The organism is Lysinibacillus sp. FJAT-14222 (assembly GCF_001278875.1).
Lineage (GTDB): Bacteria > Bacillota > Bacilli > Bacillales_A > Planococcaceae > Lysinibacillus > Lysinibacillus agricola.
The window spans coordinates 21,262-38,210 of record NZ_LIYL01000002.1; the positions used below are offsets into that span (position 1 = coordinate 21,262).

A 16,949-nucleotide genomic window follows, 5' to 3' on the forward strand; every position below is an offset into this window, starting at 1 on the left:
AATAAAAATAACGCTAAGCTTCTGCTTGCGTCTTAAAATCTTGCCCCGTAATTTCCTTGTACTGTTCTTCCATAATCTTCCCCGCCATGACAAAAATCTTCACTTGGTCTTTTGTGAAGAATCTTGGGTAGTATGCTTTTGCTGCATTAAAATAGACCTGATTCATAGTGACCCCTCCCGTTTCAATAATTGAAGTAAAATCTCCGCTTGAACGGCTTCGATATTTTCAATACGTAGATCTTTTTCAAGCAATGCGAAAGTTAGATTGGCGTTTTCCTCTTCTAATCTTACAATCTTCTCCTGGTCCGTTTCGCCACCAAACGGCTTGACCGCTTCGCCAAATGAGCCATCCGGTAAACGTCTTTTGATTTCCAAAGACATCTTCTTCACCCTTTCCTATACGTCATGCTTGAAATGCTCCAGACACCTTGGCAATGTTCCCGTCTGATATGGAAAGCTTCAGAACGATCTTGCCTTTCGGAGCCGGCGCGATATGGTCAAATTCATCTTCGGTGATGTTGTCTATCAGCTCGACAGTGTTCGTTTTATCCATGGCTTCAAACTTCTCTTGTTCAGCAGGATCTGTCATAGAAACAGCTACGGCCAGAGAGGCTGCTGTATCATGTTCAATCCAAGTGACAAGTCCCTGTGCTTCAGCCGTTGCCGGTTGCAGTGCGAAACGTGCCACCGCTTCGGTCAACTGCGAACCGTTGAACTCCCGCTGAATAGCGACTGTTTTCTGCATTGTGAAGTTGTATGTGTCCTCAACTTGGAGCGTGAGCGTGTTGTTCCCGTCCACCAAAGAAGAAACCGAAAGCGTGAAGTCGAACGGTCCTGAAGCTCCTCTGTACACTTGGACAAAACTTCCACCATTTAATTTATAACGGAGCGTCACGTCATTGCCGTCCGGATCGCTTACGTTCCCGCTTACAGTCATGAGCTCCGATTCAATTACTCCAGTTTGTTTCTTAAAGCTGTCCACTTGAAGAACCGGAGGTCGGTTAGCAACAATACGGAAGCTCCGCACTTGAACTGTAGATTCTCCGTTTTTGTCATCTTCAGCCCGTAATCTCAGGACATGGTCAACACCTTCAGCCAGGGTATCAGTCACGGCAATGGAACCGTCAAAAATTTTGCCATTCGTGAATTTCAGCGTCTTGCTGTACGAAATTGGCGTGAAGCCGTCAGAAACGCTAGCTGCAAGAGTGCGCTCTGTTCTGTTATTAATGCTATATTTCACACTTACAACATCACCAGCGTCTTTATATACGGCTTGCCCTGATAGATTGATAGTATCACCTTCATAGAGAGTACGGCCGTCTACCTCTGCAAGCGTAACTGTAGGGACAGCATTCCAAGTAATTACGTAAGCGTCGTCTGCATCAAGATTATCTGAAACCCAGATTTCAGATGGTAGATTCAAAGCGGGACGAACTCCAAAGTGCCCATAGAATGCTGCGTAGTAGTGGAGTAACCCAGCAGAATGTACGCCACGCGCGTAGTTCGATTCCCCGGCAAATGGGGTTCTTAACCACCAATGCCACGACCGAGTAGCACTCAAAGTTGAATTGGTATAGGATGTTTTTGAAACAGCTTCAGCTGTTGGATTAGCCTGCCTTGAAGCATCATTAGAGAAAAGAGCAAGTCTTGAGCCTTCCGAAATGCCGTTTTCGTTTGCAAATCCCACTTCGGTATTTGATAGGAGAAAAACCTTGTCTTGGACCGTTTCACTTCCCCCGCCGTCCGTCACCGTGTTCCGAGCTACTGAAAGAGTAGTATTCAGAATACGGTTTTTGAAATGCGCTGAGAAGTTCCCTAGGAAACCTCTTTCGCTATCATAAGGATTATAGCCAGACCAAACATTGACGCCTGTCGGCGGTTGGTCCGCTCCATGCTGTGCTGAATACCACGGCTGAGTGTCCTTGTTTAGCCATTGACGGATGTTGGAATGTAGATAGCGGTTATTCCCGTTTGTTCTCCGATTCGCGTCTGTGTTCCCAGGTTCAATGGCGTCAAAAGACTTCAATGTGATGATACGTTCAGTAAGTAATGTCACCGAATCAACAGGATAGCCCGGGTGGTTTTTAGCGGTTACCTGGAATATGATAGGTTTCCCGTTGTACGTTGTTCCGGGATCCTTTACCTTTGTCCCTACGGGCAGACTGCTTAATAGTTGCGCCATTTTGTTCACCTTCTCCTTCAAATAGTCTTTCAATGAACTTATCTATATTTGAAATCAAGTAATAGCAGTTACCATGGCACATAGAACATAGACCTTCCAACTGCTAAAAGACTGTTCAATTTGTTCAGGGCTCTTCCCCTCCCCTTGATGTTAGACAACTTCATTCATTGATACGGAGTAAGTTCCCCAGAGTCCCGGTTTCAATCGTTGCTGTACTACATCTAGTTCAGCATTTGAACGGGCAATGAAAGCCCCTTTCGAGTAGTTCTTCTTGGTTGCTTGCACTGTGAGAACGTTACTTTCAATAACTGTAATCAGAATGTCCTCTGAGTTAGTGCTATCGTAAAGCGTTACTTCAGTGAGCGGTTGAAAGCCTGAAGCATCCACCACATTTAAAGTAGTGGCTCCTATCGGAATTGTATCCTTCACCACAGTTTTTACTGTGTCTAGCTCCATCTTTCGTGCCTGTTCTCCGTCAAGTGCATCAACAAATGTTTCACTGTTGCCTGATACACGGTCATCTAATTCAAGTTGTATTTGTATACGACGTATAGTCGCCTCTAAAGAAATTAAATAATTCCTGTTAATTTCGATATTTTCATCAAGATGATTCATAACTTTCTGATTGTGTCGAGTACCCTCTTGCAATGCTTCCCACACAGGTAACCCAGTAACACGCTCATTTTTTTGTGTTCCTGTACTTAGGTCAATTACTGGGATAAAGTCCCCTTTTTCATCAATTCGTAAGATGTGATCTAGAAAATTTATTCTTTCATATTTTTTTATAGCCACTATGCAACAACTCCCTCTGCAATGATGGGAATATCAAAAACATACATGAAGCCATCATTTTCTTTGTAAAAATTCGTTGGACCACTCACTAAGATTGCATTATCTCTATCAAGTAATGCTGCATGTGTTACCGCTCCGCTGAAGTCATCCAAATAAAACATTACACGAATGATGTTCCCTAGCTGTTCCGTTTTAAAAATATCAATATCACGCTCAACACCTTCAATTAAAAAACGCCCCTTTTGTACATTGGAAAGTAGCGTTTGAAACAATAACTTTATTAATCTTTCATGGACTTGCATATCATCACCTCATTTAATAAGAAAATGCCATACCTGTAACTGGATAAATGACTTTGTAACCGTGTGCTTTTGAAGGAATATCAATCTTAGACTCACTTCTTACACCAACACCGTTGTCATTTGTAATTGCTTGATTAGTATTAGGATAGACAACCGGATAAACATGTTTACGCGCACTTACTTTAATACCTGGCACCTCAAATACATACATAAATAAACTTTGTAAATGAGCCGGTTTTATCTCTTCTATTGCTTCTACTAAGCCTTTTCCTACTAAACCACCGGTATGAGGTATTCTGACAATAAACTCATACGCACAAGGTACATCAATAACTTTTGCATTTCGATTTTCAACAAATGCATTAACCGCATTTTCTAGCCTTTTTCTTGTAATAGTAAAATACTTATTGAGCTCATATAATATTCTCTGAATTCTCTCAGCATCTGTCTTTTTCTCTTTATAGACAATACCTAATTTATCTTCCCAGTATGTTAAACTCCACGTGCCATGTTGAGGAAAAAGTTCAGTAGTAAGATTCTCTGCAAATTTAACTATCATATCCATGACAGATCCGTTAGCTTCAAAAATCGAAAGGGAATAGTTATCGTTATTATAAATTGGTGTTACGCCTTTGAGCATCTTTTTAGCAGTACTATTAAGCTGCTGTATCAATATGTAACACCTCACTAACTACAGCTCGTTCGCCTTCCGCTAACACAATATTGGCCGCAGCATCATTTAGTAATAAATCTTCATAATCAATTACTCCCTCCGTTTTGATAATGGTTGCACCGACTAGCGCATACTTGATAATTGGTTGATCTGAAAAATAATTATTTATGTTATCTTCCAGTTGTTTTAAAACTTCGTCTATTTCATACCCTTTTTCAAGCACTAATTTAACCTTAATTGATACCGGCACAGGTGTTATAGTTCCGATTGTTACATGGGCACCAATAGGGGCTTTACCTTCACCAATCCCATCTACAGGGTCGATATAGACTTTTACTTCATCTATGAGTTGTTGAGTAGCAATTTGTCGGTTACGGTCTGTAATTAGGACACGAACTGTTTTTGGTCCGTCCCATAAAGGTTGTACAATTACATCACCAACCCCATCAACTTCTTTCGCCCAACGTACATAATCACTCTTAGCACCACTTAAAGGCTTATTTCGATTCCTTTCCAATATCCGCTCCCTATAACTCTCATCATCCTCTATAGCAGCACCATCAGTTACAGCTTCTGGGTTATACAATCTTTTAAGTCCTTTGATTGGTTTTTCAATTCCAACAATCGTATTCGGTGGCACGTTACCGTGTAGACCCGCCTCAACAGCTTTAATTGGCAATGTTATCTCACCACTAGTACCAATCACACCACCTTTTTGTATACTGTATCTAACACTTTCCTCATGTTCATCTCCAAGAGTTACAACGATTTCTCCTGCAGGAATAACGGTACCTTCATCCGCAATAAATGTTTCGAGTGTTGTTGCTTGTACTGCAGCTTTACGATAAACACCGATTGGTTCGCCATGCAATTCTAAAAATTGTCCAAAAGCAAACTGTGGAAACATAATCATTAACGTGAGAGGAAGTGTATACTCAACAAGTTCGCCTGCTATCCTAGCCGTTGGTTTCGTGTGGTCCCAATACATATGACCTTCTGATGTATCAATGCCTTGTGGTGCCATTTTAAGCATTTTTTCATGTATTTGAGTTTCTGTAATCTGCAAATGTTCAGGCAACTGAAATTCTAGCATTCAATTCCCCTCCTCTCTGTATCTCAATTCGATCAATGCCATAAATACTTTCAATTAAAAAATGAACCCAACAGCTATCGCCTTCCCATTCAAAAGTGAATGAGGATACATTAACTGTGCGTTCATCAATCATTAGCGCCTCTTTAATTGTTCGTTTTAATTCGCTCTCGGCAATACCGCGAGGATAGTTAGCTCTTACAATAGCATCAAATTCAACACCAAAATCTGGGCTATAGCAATCTCGTTCATATCGCTCCGTTAAGCAACATTTAATAGCCCAGAAGCGGTAAGCATCTATTGCTGTATCTTCTAACGTTTTACCTGTGCCAGTAACAATTACTTTTCCTTCTTGATAGTCATATCTATATGACCTGACATCCTGTAATGTCTCAATATCTTCGCCGTACATTAATGTTGGTGCATCAAATGTAGCATAGCTCATGTTGCTTATCACCCCTTAATACGTGCAGTAATAACATACGTATGCCCATCTTCAATAGGAATACATAAAACCCTATCATTTGGCTTTAATGGATCTAACTCAGAACCTAAACTTAAAGAGTGACTTACAGAATAATCACCAGGAGGAATTTGTTTTGAAAAACCATCAGGTAGCAAATTAAGCTGGCCGTCTATTGTTCCGAAAACCGGGAAGCGTGTACGCTCCCCTGAAATTTTGTTAGCTATTGTTACAAATGCCTTTGCAAGAGCATTACCCCCTAAATTTTGAGTCATTTATTCGCCTCCAATGTAAGTGTCATCATACCTTTTTCTATGTTACGACTAACACTTTCGACAATACACTTAATACTGGTTTGCTTACCATCTTTCATTCCGCCAATTGTTCCCGAAGCGACCATAATAGCATCACCCTTGCGAACCCATGGAATATCAGGATGTGTAACACCTCGTTCAATTTCAGGCTTACCACGCTCTTTTAAAATTGTATTTGCAGCTTTACTTGCTTCACTTGCGGTTTTAAAATCTGACTTATATAAAATATCCTGTACCTTTCCAAATTCCGTTTTACCTGTTTTTGTAGCGTGTACAGCAGGTCTTTTCCCTTCACTTGAATTACTATAAATTTTTACAACAGTCACTAAGTCCTCGCTAGAATGCATATCATAGCCACTCTCAACTGTCCTATCAGTTAATTCATAAACAATTGGATTGGTACCTTTTTTGATTGATTCCAATTTTCCTTTAGTTGAGCGAACAACATAGTAACCATCACCTTTTTCTTTCGATTCCTCAAGACGTTGTGCTATTGTATTTCCCACGTTACCGTTATACATTTTCTTTGTTAAAGCAGCGTTTGGCCCGTCTATTTGACCCAACGGAACACCCATATCATTAGCAATTGTTTTAATTGATGTACCACCACTAATACCATCCTTAAAGTAAAAATGTTCTTTGGATTGCATGATATTAAACACTGGATCATAAGCGATAAATTCAATCGTGTGATTCTCAGCGATTGTTTTCCAATTATGAATCGAACCACGAAAAATTTCAGTAAAATTCATTCCAGCACTCTTTGCTTCTAACACTAAACGTTTTGCAAGATAAACGTGTTGATGAATCCATCCGTTATCACGCTTAATATTTTTCATTCGTACTTTTACATGTGCAGACAGCTCTCCGTCAAGTTCTTCATGGTGACACGATTCTATAAGGTTAGTAATATCAATGGTAGCTCCTGTAGGTGGTAAAATCACGAGACGATATACAACTTTTGTAAGATCAAATAACTTTGCCGTCACTTTAACCAATCCTTTGGTATCGTTAAGACCTCACCTGGATAAATTAAGTCTTTATTTTTACTTTTTAATTTATTTTTGTTTAGATTCCACAACTCGGGCCATTTGTTTCCGGATCCAGTTAACTTTCTTGATATGGTCCAAAGACTGTCACCTTTCACTACGGTGTATGTTTTAGGCATTGTTTTCGTTTCTTGACGCTTTTTCTGAGTTACATTTTGAGTGTTTGTAATTTCCTTAACCTCAAAGCTACGATACTCGGTTAAAATTAATGAATATGGGAGGTTGCCACCTGCTTTTTCAATAATAGGTTCAAAGCTACTAAAATATACAGGCAAGTTCCAATACGTTTTAGTTATTACAAGTCGAAGCTTCTTACCATATGGACCGGCATTACTCCAATTCCTAAACTTTTCAACAATTGCATTAGGTTCTAAATTTGAAGTCCGTCTTCCTAACGTAGTTGATCTTTTTGGCAGTATCCCTGTCACCTCAAAGGTAATAGGTAGGCGACCTCGAGGAATTTCGACACTCCCCAAAACTATAGGCTCAAATGATATGGTTTTTGTACCAATGGAGATCTTTATTTGAGATGGTGCGACAGGAAAGTAAACAATCTCCTTTGTTTCTGGATCAATTAAAGCGAAATCCATTCTATCACCCCGGTATCATCATATTTGAGAAAGCCTCAGATACTTTACTAGCTAATTTAACGCCAATAGCATCTAAAACTTCATCAGAAAGATTACTTAAATCAACTTGCCCATTCTCATTTGCTTGGATAGTTATTTGTACTTGTGGAATAATATCACCGATACTAATAGATGCCCCACCATTCGCTGTTGCTATATCACCATAGCCTTTTATAATATTTCCACCAACTAATCCACCATCAGCATACGGTTGAACTCCTAAAGCAGAAGCTGTTCTGTATAGTAATTCTCGGCCACGTCCTCTACGACTCGGCGATAGTGGGATAATAGCTTCCGGACCCGCTTCACCAACAAGTCCCATGTGTGGACGATTGATTAACCCGCCATTTGCATACGGCACATATCCACCGCCACTTCTTAGAGCTGGTCCTGAACTACTTTTTGACCCTGCAGGTGCTGCAGAAGGTAAAGAAACATTATTGATTCTTGTTCGTAGACCATCAATGGCACCTTTTAAAGCATTCACTTTTTCTGAAATTCCCGCGAATGTTGATATAGAAGCGGATGCTTGTAGAGTACCGATAACTAATGCAGACATACCAACATTCAATAAAATGCCTTTTGGCGCAAGTGGAAAGTATGCACCACCTACATATGCAGTAGATTGCATTAATGTCATAGTCATTAAATCCATAGTAGTACCTAACATTAAACCTCTGATTTGTAACGGTGCAAAGGTGCTTTTTAAGCTTCCTGTTACTTCACTACTTGATTGAACCAAATTATCAAAGTTTGTTTTAAAAGATTTTATACTCACATCGACTTCCGCAAATGATGTTAAGATGTTATATACACTTTGATGTAACGCGCTCGTCACATCTTCTAATTTCTTAGCTAATGCTTGCGCTTTTTGTTCAATCAATGCACTACTGCCGGTGCTTTCAATATTTGTAGAAGGTGTATATTTTGTAGTTGATGCAGGTGATTGAGAAGTAGAATCTTTTGCTGTGACTTCTGCTGCAGAAGCGTTTTTACTACTAAACAGACTACTAATTTTATTAATAATCCAGTTACCGAATTTTTCACCACCATAAGCTCCTCCAATGCCTCCTCCAACACCCCCAATAATTGTACCTGCAAGTGTTCCTGCAGGTCCTAAAAACGAGCCAAGTGCAGCTCCACCGCCAGCACCTAATTTAGCTCCTGCCCATCCTCCAGCGGCACTACCAGCAATCCCGCTCCAAGATGAACCTCCACTTAATCCGTCAAAAAGTGAGAGTGCAGCACCAATAACCGGAATACGTTTTGTCCATTTACTTACGCCTTTAGGCATTTTAAAATCTTTTATTTTATTCATAAATGATTTTGGTATTTCTTTCGCTTTATCCATAAAGGATTTAGTTTTAGGTGATTCTTTTTTATAGCTTGTAGATTTTGTCTTACTATCATTTGGCGAATTTTGATTTTGCGCCTTTTGTTTAGATTGGTCGGAATAATTACCTGCTGTTGGTTTTGTACTTGAAGTTTCTTTTGTTTTCGATCTTCCAAATTTATCGTATATATTTTTACCTTTAGACAATACACTCGTCCCACCCTTGAAGAATGGTTTTAGGAATTTAAATACTCCCCAACCAGCTAAAAAAGTTGGTACTGCAGCTTTTAAAAATGAGCCACCTGTCTCTTTACTGAATGCACCATGTTCTTGGCGATTGTTTTCAACGTCACCCCATAGGGTACTTAATATACCAATGCCCTCTTTAACAGCAATCCCCATCCCTTTAATTAGCGCTTCACCTATGAGTGTACCTGTATCAATCATGAATGGTTGACCTGTAGAATTCCACCAACTACTTATTGCAGGAACCGCACTTCCGTCCCACCATTTTTTTACGTATGTTTTAGCATCGTCAAAAACAATTTCAAACTTTGCTCCTATAGATAGATCCTGTCCATAAATATCTTCTGCTTGAGGTATTCGACCACCTTTTCTAATTTCAAATTGATGTTGCGGCGTAAATACGCCACCTAAATAATTGAACAAACCTTCACCCTTTGTAAACACAAAATCTGAAAAAGCTTTACCAGCGTCACTTACAGTCTGTTTCCATCCGGCCCATGTTTCTTGATTATTCTCAAGCCATAGGTTGATTTTATCAAGACGAGGTTTCATAGGCTCTAAGAAACCAGTACCTATGGAACGAAATAGTGAGCTTCTGTACCCTTTTAATGTTGCGAGTATACCTGATGCCGTCTTAGAAAGTTTTACCGCACCGTCTTTAAATGATTTTTCCACTTCGTTTATAAAACCGTCATACCCGCCCATCTTTTTTAACTTCTCTTTTGTAACTTGCATGCCAAAGCCCTTCATCATCTCATAGTTACCCATTTGAGCGTTTCCGAGTGCTAACATAGCATCTTCTACTGTTCGACCAGGAGTTAAGGACGCCATATCTGAAGTTATCTTTAATAATCGTTGCGCTTTTTTAACGTCACCATTCGTAATACTTATACCTTGTGTGAGAGCTGGGAATAACTCGGCGGAGCTAAATGGAGTGGTATCAGCAAATTGCCCCATCCACTTTGTTAATTCTTTAGCTTTCTGTACATTACCATCAAGCCAATGAGTCATAGAGACCTCGTACTCTTCCCATCTCATTGCTGCACCTACTGTAGCATTACTAAAATTTTTAATACCTACGTAAGATAGAGCTATAGTCACCATAGTAGGAATACTTGTGATAGATCGTCTGATACCACCTAAAATTCTGGTAGCCCTATCAATAGCCCTTATGGTAAATGTAACAATCCTGGCATTCCGAATGTTATTGAGCTTGCTCTGTATATATCCAATTGTTCTTGAAGCTCTATCCCGCACACCAATTTCAATCATTTGTTTACGTCGTGCAATTCGCTGTACAAGATTTGCTTTCTCTTGCATACGCTTTTCAACTCGGGACATCTGTTTATCAACGTTTTGGCTTACCTTGCCCACTTCTTTACTTGCTGTTGCAGAAGCGGTTTGCACTTTCTTTACTTCTTTTTCTAAATTAGAAGCACTTTTTGTTGCACTATCGAAATCACTAATACCTTTTACTTTTACATCTTTTCCGAGTAGTTTCCGAAGAGACAAAATAGCTTTTTCGGCTTTCTGAATCTCCTCAGTATAATCATCTGATGCAATAATAGGTATTTCTATTCGATATACTTCTTTACTAGACATTCAATCCACCTACTTTTTATTTAAAATCTCTGCTCTTCTTCTAGCTATCTCGTTTTCTCTTTCCAACGTATATGTCATTGACTCATAACAAAAACGTTGAATATTTTTTGGTTTACTTAATATTTCATCTGGCGTTTTTCCAGTCCGTTGAAAAATCTCATGCAGGAGGGTTATTCTTCCTCCTGCTCCGATGAGTTTTTTAACATGTCCTCAGCTTCAATCGTATAACCTGAAATGTCATCAATTATTTGTACTACTGCAGATTTTTCACCAGCTCGAAGTGCTTTTTCAATGAGTTGTGTACCCGTTAATACATTTGTAGCCTTCCAATAATCCTTGTTATCCCAAAGACGAACACGATCCTCTTTTATCGTTGCTTCATAGATAAGCATTGCACGCATTTTAGGATGATCTGTTTCCACAGGTACCTTTATCCCAGCCTTATTATCTTTAAATTTTGTTGCTAGGTCCTGGATCTGATCATATTTTTCCTCTGGAATAGGATTAACAGAAAAACTAAATAAATTTTTACCGTCTCGTGAAATTGTCACTTTCTTAGTTTCAGTTTGATTACTTTCAACCGCACGAAGTAAACCGTCAATAATGCTATCTTCTACCCGTAATAAATCCTCTTTATCTAGATTCTTATCGTTCATTGTTCATTCGCTCCATTTCGTTTTGTAATTAAAAAAGGCGCTTACTTAGCGCCATTTAATTATTTTTATTTTTTATGTGATCGTAATACACCTGTAAAATTCAGGTCGGGTATGCCTCGTCCACTCCTTTTAAAACCGTTTAGTATCTTCACTAATAACATGTCATTAACTACAGTTTCTTTGAATGTTAGTGTAAAAGAGTAGCCGGTTGTAATACCCCAAATAACCCATTGACCCGCTGCTTGATAATCTGCCGTTTCAAATGACATTTGTGCTTGCCACTCATTAACTGCCGCCAAAAAATTCCCATCATCATCGTATAGCTCACCATCTACACCGTGTAGGATATTTCGTGGATCAAATTCTCCTGAATCTAATTTTTCTTGTAACTCAGGTGGCATATTAACACGAAACGACCAATCACGTTGTAGGACTTCTCCCGGTGCTACATTCGCCACATCGATTGTATCAGTCGGAATGCAGCGTCGGAATATATAACGTCCATCCATCTGTAAAACCTCCTAAAAGTTAAAAGAGCCACCATTTAGGCGACTCTGTTCTTAATATTTGAATCCAAATGCAAGGTAAGCTTTTTCTAGTCCGTCTAAGTCTACTAGATTGTCGAACGTAAACCATGCAGAGTCACCCTGCGGTGGTGTTTTAGGATCAACTATCATTGCTCCCGATTCTAATCCACCATCACGAATCATTTGATCTATTTCACCATTTGCTAGTGTAATTACATGTTGACGTCCATCTGGATTATTGTCTACATTGTTAGACATGGCTTTGTCTACTTTGCGAACTATACGGTCAATTAGTTCATAGCGAGTTCGCATTCGTCGAATCTTCTTCCAACCCTCATCTTCATCCTCACCTATTGAAGCGAGTGTATTAATACCATAATCAATTTGCGGGATGCCATCAGAGTTTAGTGAAAATACCATTAATCCATTATTGGCCGCTTCAATATATTCTTGAGATTTTAATTCCCCAACAATTTCTACAGCACCATCAATTGTATTCTTAGTAAGACTAGATTTATAGGTTCCGGAAATCATCGTTCCCATAACACGAGCAGCTGCTAGAGCACCTTTTAATACTCGAGTTGTAGTACGAACAGCATTACCAATGTAGATGATAGCAAAATCATTGAATGCCTTCGCTTTTTGGATACGCGTATTAAAATCGTCCTCTAAGTCATTTGCAAACACTGCTGACGTTCGATATCCTTCTTGTATACGACGACGAATAAACGCTTGTGCAGACGCTTGTAACGCTGTATTTTCAGTATCTAAAATTAATGAATCAAAGAATTTTGTTTCTAGAAGCGGCATAGCTGACGTATAATCTTCAGCTGTCACTGTAGGATCACTACCACCTATTAATTGTTGGCTTACCACAGAAGGTAAGGAACCCTCCTTTGCTTTTTTAACATCTAAATAAGCGCTCTTTGTAAGCACCTCTGTTAAAGCAAGTGCTTCATTGTCACCCGCTTCATAACTATAGCTTTCTAGTTGTCTGCCCTCTTCGGTTATAATAATTTCACGCTTTGAAGGGTCCAAAGCATCTCGTAATGTTACCTCAAATTTGCGTGAAGTTGGATATTTTGTTGTTAATTCAATGTTTCCGGCAGATGCCTCTTGGATTGTTAATTTCCCTTTTGCTCCTCCATTACCAACACGTACAGTATGCATAAATACCGCTCCACCCAAGAACGCTTCTTCTAACAATTCAGCAACAAGACCAGAACCAATTAACTTCTTTAAAGTGGCTGGATCATTGTCTGATGCTTCAATTGTTTGAACAGCTCCCAGTGGTCCCCAATTCGATTTAACGAGTGCTGCACCTACACCTAATGGGCGAGCATAACTCTTATAACCACCGGCATTGTACCAACGTACATAAACATTCGGTCGAGCCTTTTGCTCACCGAGCTTAAACATTGCTCCAATTCCCATGTATTACACCTTCTGTTCTTTAAATTTTTTGATAGCAGCTTTTACCTGTGTACGTGTCAATTTGTCACCTTCAACAAGGGTTAATGCTCCGGCTAAAAATTCAGCCGATACTTCAAACACACCTGCAGCTGCTAGTATTTCTTCACGAATATACTCTTGTTCAGGTACTTTTTTAGTCGTCATTTATGCACCGCTCCTTTCGCCTTATCGCTATCATTCGTATATACATGACGTAGCGGATTTCGTGGTCTATCTTTTAAAATTCCATATCTAACTGACAGTTGAATTTGTCCTTGTTTAAAAGGATCGTAACCATCATTTATTGAAACACTTTCAAAATTCATCGGTGATTTATCAGACATGTAGGCTCTGTTATCTAATAACAGTTGCCGGGATACCTTTTCAGTTACCCGCTTCCGTTTTGCAACGTCTGGATTGATTACATGCCCTCTAAGAGTTGCAGTAATCCAAGCGCCCCATACTGCTGGTTCTGTAGCTGTAATAACTTCCTGACGCCAATACAATGCTGGACGGTCATCTGACGGCTTCCATGTAGCAGGATTAGTTTGTAAATCAACAAATTTCATGCTTGAATATGCAGTCATTGTTGTAACTGGATCAGGTTCAATAGGTGCATGAACAAGCCATGATAAAGAGTGTACCCGGAAGCTTAATCCTCTAGTTAGCGCGTCCCATTCCTCGTCTACAATATCCTCTGTAGAACCAACAAATTCGATATAGAATGGTTTGCCATCCACTTCAAAACGTTTTTTATTAATAACCTTATTAACTTCTTTTGCAAGATTATCAACCGCTTGGAATGTTGTCCGTTTCACATACGGCCATACTTCAAAATCAATAGAAAAATCCGCATACTTTTCTGTTTCAGTTTGAGGACCTTCTCGAAGTACTAGGCATGGTTTTTCCATTTTTGGACCAGCAGCTGACGGCTCCCACACCTCACCTTTAACAGTTGCAACCCCATCAACTAGTAAGTCATACAAAGCCCCACGTACTGTCGTCATGACTCCCAATACCTCCTGATTGCATTTTCAATTTCGCCTTTATGTTTTATAGCTGTGTTTTTCAGTACTGGATTAACTTTTATACCTTTCACAGACTTAACTACAATGGTTTTGCCGCCAATTTCAAACTTCAAAGCTTTTTTGTTTTTCGGAACAATTGGTTGTTTTTTCGGTCCGTAAATACCTGTCCCTAGCTCATGATACATCCCTACTTTTGCACCATGAGCGATGTAGATAATAGTTCCGTTATCAGTTTTATCAGCTCCACCGTGTATAGCTGCACGAGTTGCACCAGTACGATCAGTCCAACTTGCTGTTGATTTTGCGTCCTTTTCTAATTCTTTACCTAAATGAGTCCCTAGTGCATGTAAACCCGCTACTTTTCTATCCAATTTTTCTTTAAATGAATGAAGCGGCATTATGTCACCCTCTCCAGCTCGCCTTGATATCCTACAACCTCACCATTTATTCTTTGCGGATATATGGATTTCACCAAGAAGCAGATTCCTTCAACCTCAAATTCATCTTTAACAATTGTGCTTGCTTGTATATCCGCTTCAAAATCAGCCAATATACCAAAATATGTGTCCGTTTGCTTCTCGCCGGCCAGTGTAGTGACTACTTGAGGACTAGATGAACCTGAGTTAAAGATGCGAACCATAAAAGGGCCAACATCAATGTTCTTATCATCAATGTAGCCCTGTGATTTTTTCTTTATTGTTCGGTTGATATTAATAGTTGTGGGGTTTTGCTCGATGTTCCATTTTGTATGCTTTCGTCGCATTTCAACAATGTTCATCACATCACATCCGGAGCCTTAAATTTTAATAAAAAACTAGATTGTGTTTCACCCACTTCATTCGCTTGCTCTTTATACTTTTGAGCCATCCGCAAAGCGTGTGCCAACCTATCCTGTAACTTTGTTAGTTCATACTTTTCATTACCAGCTGAATAACCCTCGATGTCACCTTCAAGTAGTCCTGCCTTTATGGTCCATCCTTCAGAAGCGGCATAATAGATACTCTCAGACTCTCGTAACATATCATCCAATTCCGCATTCGAAAAAGTTGTATCCTTATCTGTACCGCCTTTAGGAATTATGTCATTAATCATTTTCCGTAATCGGTCGCGCAATGCAATTGTCGGCTCCATCTACTTCACCACCTTATCGCCCTGGCAACGTAATTTCTTGGACATTTTCCTCAACTGCAGCAAATACCCCACGCCAAAAATCGCCAACGACTTGAGCTTCAACTAAACGGGTTAGGTCGCCAATTGTTGCATTGATTTGTAAGCCTTGTTTCACTAATTCTTTAAATCCTCGTTTCGGACGAATTAGATAAACCTTTCCTTCTGGAACACCTTCATAATCATGTGATTTTTTTGATACTTGCGCTTCCCATCCATCGTAATAGATGATGTCACTAATACCTGTTGTAGCTCCATACGGTGTCGCTTGTAATGTCATGCTACTCAGTGCGTCTTGAATATCCTCTTTATGAGCAGAGTTGGCAAGAAGAACCGTTCCTGGACGCTTTGCAGTACGAGTATCTTTTAAACCTTCGCGTAACGTAGCACGTAATGACAAGATGTAATGTGCATCTGTTGATGTGCCGGCATTTCCATCCGGTTTTACATATACAGGAGCAGTTTTGTTTGCTGCTTTATAGCTATACTTAAGAATTGGTGCTAGGTGCAAATGATTTAGTAAAGCGTTGTGCGCCTCTCCAAATGCTTTATTAAGTAATTCAAAATTAAAGGTTTGATTAAAAATTTGCATTTCTTTTGTATACTCGAATCCAGCTGTAAATCCTTTGAGTCGAGCGATTGGACCTTGTTCAGCTTGTAAGCTACCAAACTTAACTTCTTCACCTTCTAAATGTTCAAAGAATACCACTGTTCCGTATTGCGCCCATTTCGCTTCAAATTCACGCGGGAAGTTTGGATCCTGCAAAGTTTCATAAATTGGCTTGTAAAGGACCGGTACATCCTCACGTCCTAACTCAACATCAAGAACCACCTTTTGAAGTAATTCTTTACGAGACGTTTCAGAAGTCATCATTTCGCCAATGGGCTTTGACAACTCATAAGTTTCCATTTCCCCGTTTACAATTTTTTTCGCAACTTCATCTTGTTGCCCATTAATTAAAAAAGGAACCACCGTTTCGTGAGTTCCTTGTCGTCGTTGTTCTTTTAATGTGTCTACAGAGTGTACTCTTGCTGTCATTATACATTGCCTCCTTGTGGTGCTAAGATGAACCAAATCACACCTTTTGCATCTTTGCTTTGTGTTACTGTACCTGCAAAGCGAGTTGTATCACTTTTTGTTTCGGTGAATTTGCCTTTATCAAAATAAATTTTCGTACCGAATTTGAATGATTGCGTTTTTTCAATTTGATCCGTTTCATATTCAGCTTGTTCAATGTTTAAAATTATCTCTGATGTATCACCAGCAAGTGTCTTTACAGACTGTATAGCAGAACCGAAGAAACCACTTATTTCATAAAAAAGTCCCGCTTCAATGGCTGTCTTTTCAGGCACTGGAATTCGAACACTTTTACCGTCACCAACTTTTGCTCGATACGCATTATAAACTGTACTTGATACTGGTTGACCTGTGTATGGCATTAAA

The 16,949-nt window shown here is 39.5% G+C and carries 22 protein-coding genes; all 22 read right to left on the reverse strand.

Going from position 1 to position 16,949, the window contains the following annotated elements; all coding sequences use genetic code 11:
- Positions 1-13: 13 nt before the first annotated feature.
- Positions 14-166, reverse strand: coding sequence for an XkdX family protein (locus tag AN161_RS27190; protein ID WP_082339562.1), 153 nt, complete (start codon positions 164-166; stop codon positions 14-16).
- Positions 163-381, reverse strand: a complete 219-nt coding sequence (locus AN161_RS00900; protein ID WP_053592496.1) for a hypothetical protein — start codon at positions 379-381, stop codon at positions 163-165. The genes AN161_RS27190 and AN161_RS00900 overlap by 4 nt, the downstream gene beginning before the upstream one ends.
- 22 nt (positions 382-403) lie before the next feature.
- Complete coding sequence (locus AN161_RS00905; RefSeq protein WP_053592497.1) at positions 404-2,182, reverse strand: DUF6273 domain-containing protein; 1,779 nt, start codon at positions 2,180-2,182, stop codon at positions 404-406.
- 150 nt (positions 2,183-2,332) lie between these two features.
- Entirely contained in the window at positions 2,333-2,974 is a 642-nt protein-coding gene (locus AN161_RS00910; protein WP_053592498.1) for a hypothetical protein, read from the reverse strand.
- A complete protein-coding gene (locus tag AN161_RS00915; RefSeq protein WP_053592499.1) occupies positions 2,974-3,276 on the reverse strand; it encodes a hypothetical protein in 303 nt (100 codons plus the stop codon). The genes AN161_RS00910 and AN161_RS00915 overlap by 1 nt, the downstream gene beginning before the upstream one ends.
- A gap of 13 nt (positions 3,277-3,289) precedes the next feature.
- The gene (locus AN161_RS00920; RefSeq protein WP_053592500.1) at positions 3,290-3,949 is read right to left on the reverse strand and encodes a putative phage tail protein; all 660 of its coding nucleotides are present in this window, start codon (positions 3,947-3,949) and stop codon (positions 3,290-3,292) included.
- Entirely contained in the window at positions 3,933-5,042 is a 1,110-nt protein-coding gene (locus tag AN161_RS00925) for a baseplate J/gp47 family protein (protein ID WP_053592501.1), read from the reverse strand. The genes AN161_RS00920 and AN161_RS00925 overlap by 17 nt, the downstream gene beginning before the upstream one ends.
- Positions 5,020-5,484, reverse strand: coding sequence for a DUF2634 domain-containing protein (locus tag AN161_RS00930; protein WP_053592502.1), 465 nt, complete (start codon positions 5,482-5,484; stop codon positions 5,020-5,022). The genes AN161_RS00925 and AN161_RS00930 overlap by 23 nt, the downstream gene beginning before the upstream one ends.
- Before the next feature lie 8 nt (positions 5,485-5,492).
- Positions 5,493-5,777 (reverse strand): hypothetical protein, encoded by a 285-nt coding sequence (locus tag AN161_RS00935; RefSeq protein WP_053592503.1) that lies wholly within the window; start codon positions 5,775-5,777, stop codon positions 5,493-5,495.
- Positions 5,774-6,805 carry a hypothetical protein gene (locus AN161_RS00940; RefSeq protein ID WP_053592504.1) on the reverse strand — a complete coding sequence of 344 codons (1,032 nt, stop codon included), beginning with the start codon at positions 6,803-6,805 and terminating at the stop codon, positions 5,774-5,776. Before AN161_RS00940 ends, AN161_RS00935 begins: the two co-directional genes overlap by 4 nt.
- Positions 6,802-7,455 carry a LysM peptidoglycan-binding domain-containing protein gene (locus AN161_RS00945; protein WP_053592505.1) on the reverse strand — a complete coding sequence of 218 codons (654 nt, stop codon included), beginning with the start codon at positions 7,453-7,455 and terminating at the stop codon, positions 6,802-6,804. The genes AN161_RS00940 and AN161_RS00945 overlap by 4 nt, the downstream gene beginning before the upstream one ends.
- A 4-nt stretch (positions 7,456-7,459) precedes the next feature.
- The gene (locus AN161_RS00950; RefSeq protein WP_053592506.1) at positions 7,460-10,675 is read right to left on the reverse strand and encodes a hypothetical protein; all 3,216 of its coding nucleotides are present in this window, start codon (positions 10,673-10,675) and stop codon (positions 7,460-7,462) included.
- A gap of 170 nt (positions 10,676-10,845) precedes the next feature.
- Positions 10,846-11,331: a hypothetical protein gene (locus AN161_RS00955; RefSeq protein ID WP_053592507.1), complete on the reverse strand. Its 486-nt coding sequence runs from the start codon at positions 11,329-11,331 to the stop codon at positions 10,846-10,848.
- 65 nt (positions 11,332-11,396) lie between these two features.
- Positions 11,397-11,840, reverse strand: a complete 444-nt coding sequence (locus AN161_RS00960) for a hypothetical protein (RefSeq protein ID WP_053592508.1) — start codon at positions 11,838-11,840, stop codon at positions 11,397-11,399.
- Between the two features lie 51 nt (positions 11,841-11,891).
- Positions 11,892-13,292, reverse strand: coding sequence for a phage tail sheath subtilisin-like domain-containing protein (locus AN161_RS00965; RefSeq protein WP_198926825.1), 1,401 nt, complete (start codon positions 13,290-13,292; stop codon positions 11,892-11,894).
- Positions 13,293-13,295: 3 nt separating this feature from the next.
- On the reverse strand, positions 13,296-13,475 hold the full coding sequence (locus tag AN161_RS00970) for a hypothetical protein (protein ID WP_053592509.1): 180 nt from the start codon (positions 13,473-13,475) through the stop codon (positions 13,296-13,298).
- Entirely contained in the window at positions 13,472-14,317 is an 846-nt protein-coding gene (locus AN161_RS00975; protein WP_053592510.1) for a hypothetical protein, read from the reverse strand. The genes AN161_RS00970 and AN161_RS00975 overlap by 4 nt, the downstream gene beginning before the upstream one ends.
- Positions 14,314-14,736 (reverse strand): hypothetical protein, encoded by a 423-nt coding sequence (locus AN161_RS00980; protein ID WP_053592511.1) that lies wholly within the window; start codon positions 14,734-14,736, stop codon positions 14,314-14,316. Before AN161_RS00980 ends, AN161_RS00975 begins: the two co-directional genes overlap by 4 nt.
- On the reverse strand, positions 14,736-15,116 hold the full coding sequence (locus AN161_RS00985; RefSeq protein WP_053592512.1) for a hypothetical protein: 381 nt from the start codon (positions 15,114-15,116) through the stop codon (positions 14,736-14,738). The genes AN161_RS00980 and AN161_RS00985 overlap by 1 nt, the downstream gene beginning before the upstream one ends.
- Entirely contained in the window at positions 15,116-15,469 is a 354-nt protein-coding gene (locus AN161_RS00990; protein WP_053592513.1) for a hypothetical protein, read from the reverse strand. Before AN161_RS00990 ends, AN161_RS00985 begins: the two co-directional genes overlap by 1 nt.
- Positions 15,470-15,482: 13 nt before the next feature.
- Positions 15,483-16,544, reverse strand: a complete 1,062-nt coding sequence (locus tag AN161_RS00995; protein ID WP_053592514.1) for a hypothetical protein — start codon at positions 16,542-16,544, stop codon at positions 15,483-15,485.
- On the reverse strand, positions 16,544-16,945 hold the full coding sequence (locus AN161_RS01000; protein WP_053592515.1) for a capsid cement protein: 402 nt from the start codon (positions 16,943-16,945) through the stop codon (positions 16,544-16,546). The genes AN161_RS00995 and AN161_RS01000 overlap by 1 nt, the downstream gene beginning before the upstream one ends.
- Positions 16,946-16,949: the final 4 nt, after the last annotated feature.

Coding starts and splice junctions, on each gene's coding strand:
- AN161_RS27190 (WP_082339562.1), bottom strand. CDS start 166: ATGAATCAGGTCTATTTTAATGCAGCAAAAGCATACTACCCAAGATTC.
- AN161_RS00900 (WP_053592496.1), bottom strand. CDS start 381: ATGTCTTTGGAAATCAAAAGACGTTTACCGGATGGCTCATTTGGCGAA.
- AN161_RS00905 (WP_053592497.1), bottom strand. CDS start 2,182: ATGGCGCAACTATTAAGCAGTCTGCCCGTAGGGACAAAGGTAAAGGAT.
- AN161_RS00915 (WP_053592499.1), bottom strand. CDS start 3,276: ATGCAAGTCCATGAAAGATTAATAAAGTTATTGTTTCAAACGCTACTT.
- AN161_RS00925 (WP_053592501.1), bottom strand. CDS start 5,042: ATGCTAGAATTTCAGTTGCCTGAACATTTGCAGATTACAGAAACTCAA.
- AN161_RS00930 (WP_053592502.1), bottom strand. CDS start 5,484: ATGAGCTATGCTACATTTGATGCACCAACATTAATGTACGGCGAAGAT.
- AN161_RS00935 (WP_053592503.1), bottom strand. CDS start 5,777: ATGACTCAAAATTTAGGGGGTAATGCTCTTGCAAAGGCATTTGTAACA.
- AN161_RS00945 (WP_053592505.1), bottom strand. CDS start 7,455: ATGGATTTCGCTTTAATTGATCCAGAAACAAAGGAGATTGTTTACTTT.
- AN161_RS00950 (WP_053592506.1), bottom strand. CDS start 10,675: ATGTCTAGTAAAGAAGTATATCGAATAGAAATACCTATTATTGCATCA.
- AN161_RS00955 (WP_053592507.1), bottom strand. CDS start 11,331: ATGAACGATAAGAATCTAGATAAAGAGGATTTATTACGGGTAGAAGAT.
- AN161_RS00960 (WP_053592508.1), bottom strand. CDS start 11,840: ATGGATGGACGTTATATATTCCGACGCTGCATTCCGACTGATACAATC.
- AN161_RS00965 (WP_198926825.1), bottom strand. CDS start 13,292: ATGGGAATTGGAGCAATGTTTAAGCTCGGTGAGCAAAAGGCTCGACCG.
- AN161_RS00970 (WP_053592509.1), bottom strand. CDS start 13,475: ATGACGACTAAAAAAGTACCTGAACAAGAGTATATTCGTGAAGAAATA.
- AN161_RS00975 (WP_053592510.1), bottom strand. CDS start 14,317: ATGACGACAGTACGTGGGGCTTTGTATGACTTACTAGTTGATGGGGTT.
- AN161_RS00980 (WP_053592511.1), bottom strand. CDS start 14,736: ATGCCGCTTCATTCATTTAAAGAAAAATTGGATAGAAAAGTAGCGGGT.
- AN161_RS00985 (WP_053592512.1), bottom strand. CDS start 15,116: ATGAACATTGTTGAAATGCGACGAAAGCATACAAAATGGAACATCGAG.
- AN161_RS00990 (WP_053592513.1), bottom strand. CDS start 15,469: ATGGAGCCGACAATTGCATTGCGCGACCGATTACGGAAAATGATTAAT.
- AN161_RS00995 (WP_053592514.1), bottom strand. CDS start 16,544: ATGACAGCAAGAGTACACTCTGTAGACACATTAAAAGAACAACGACGA.
- AN161_RS01000 (WP_053592515.1), bottom strand. CDS start 16,945: ATGCCATACACAGGTCAACCAGTATCAAGTACAGTTTATAATGCGTAT.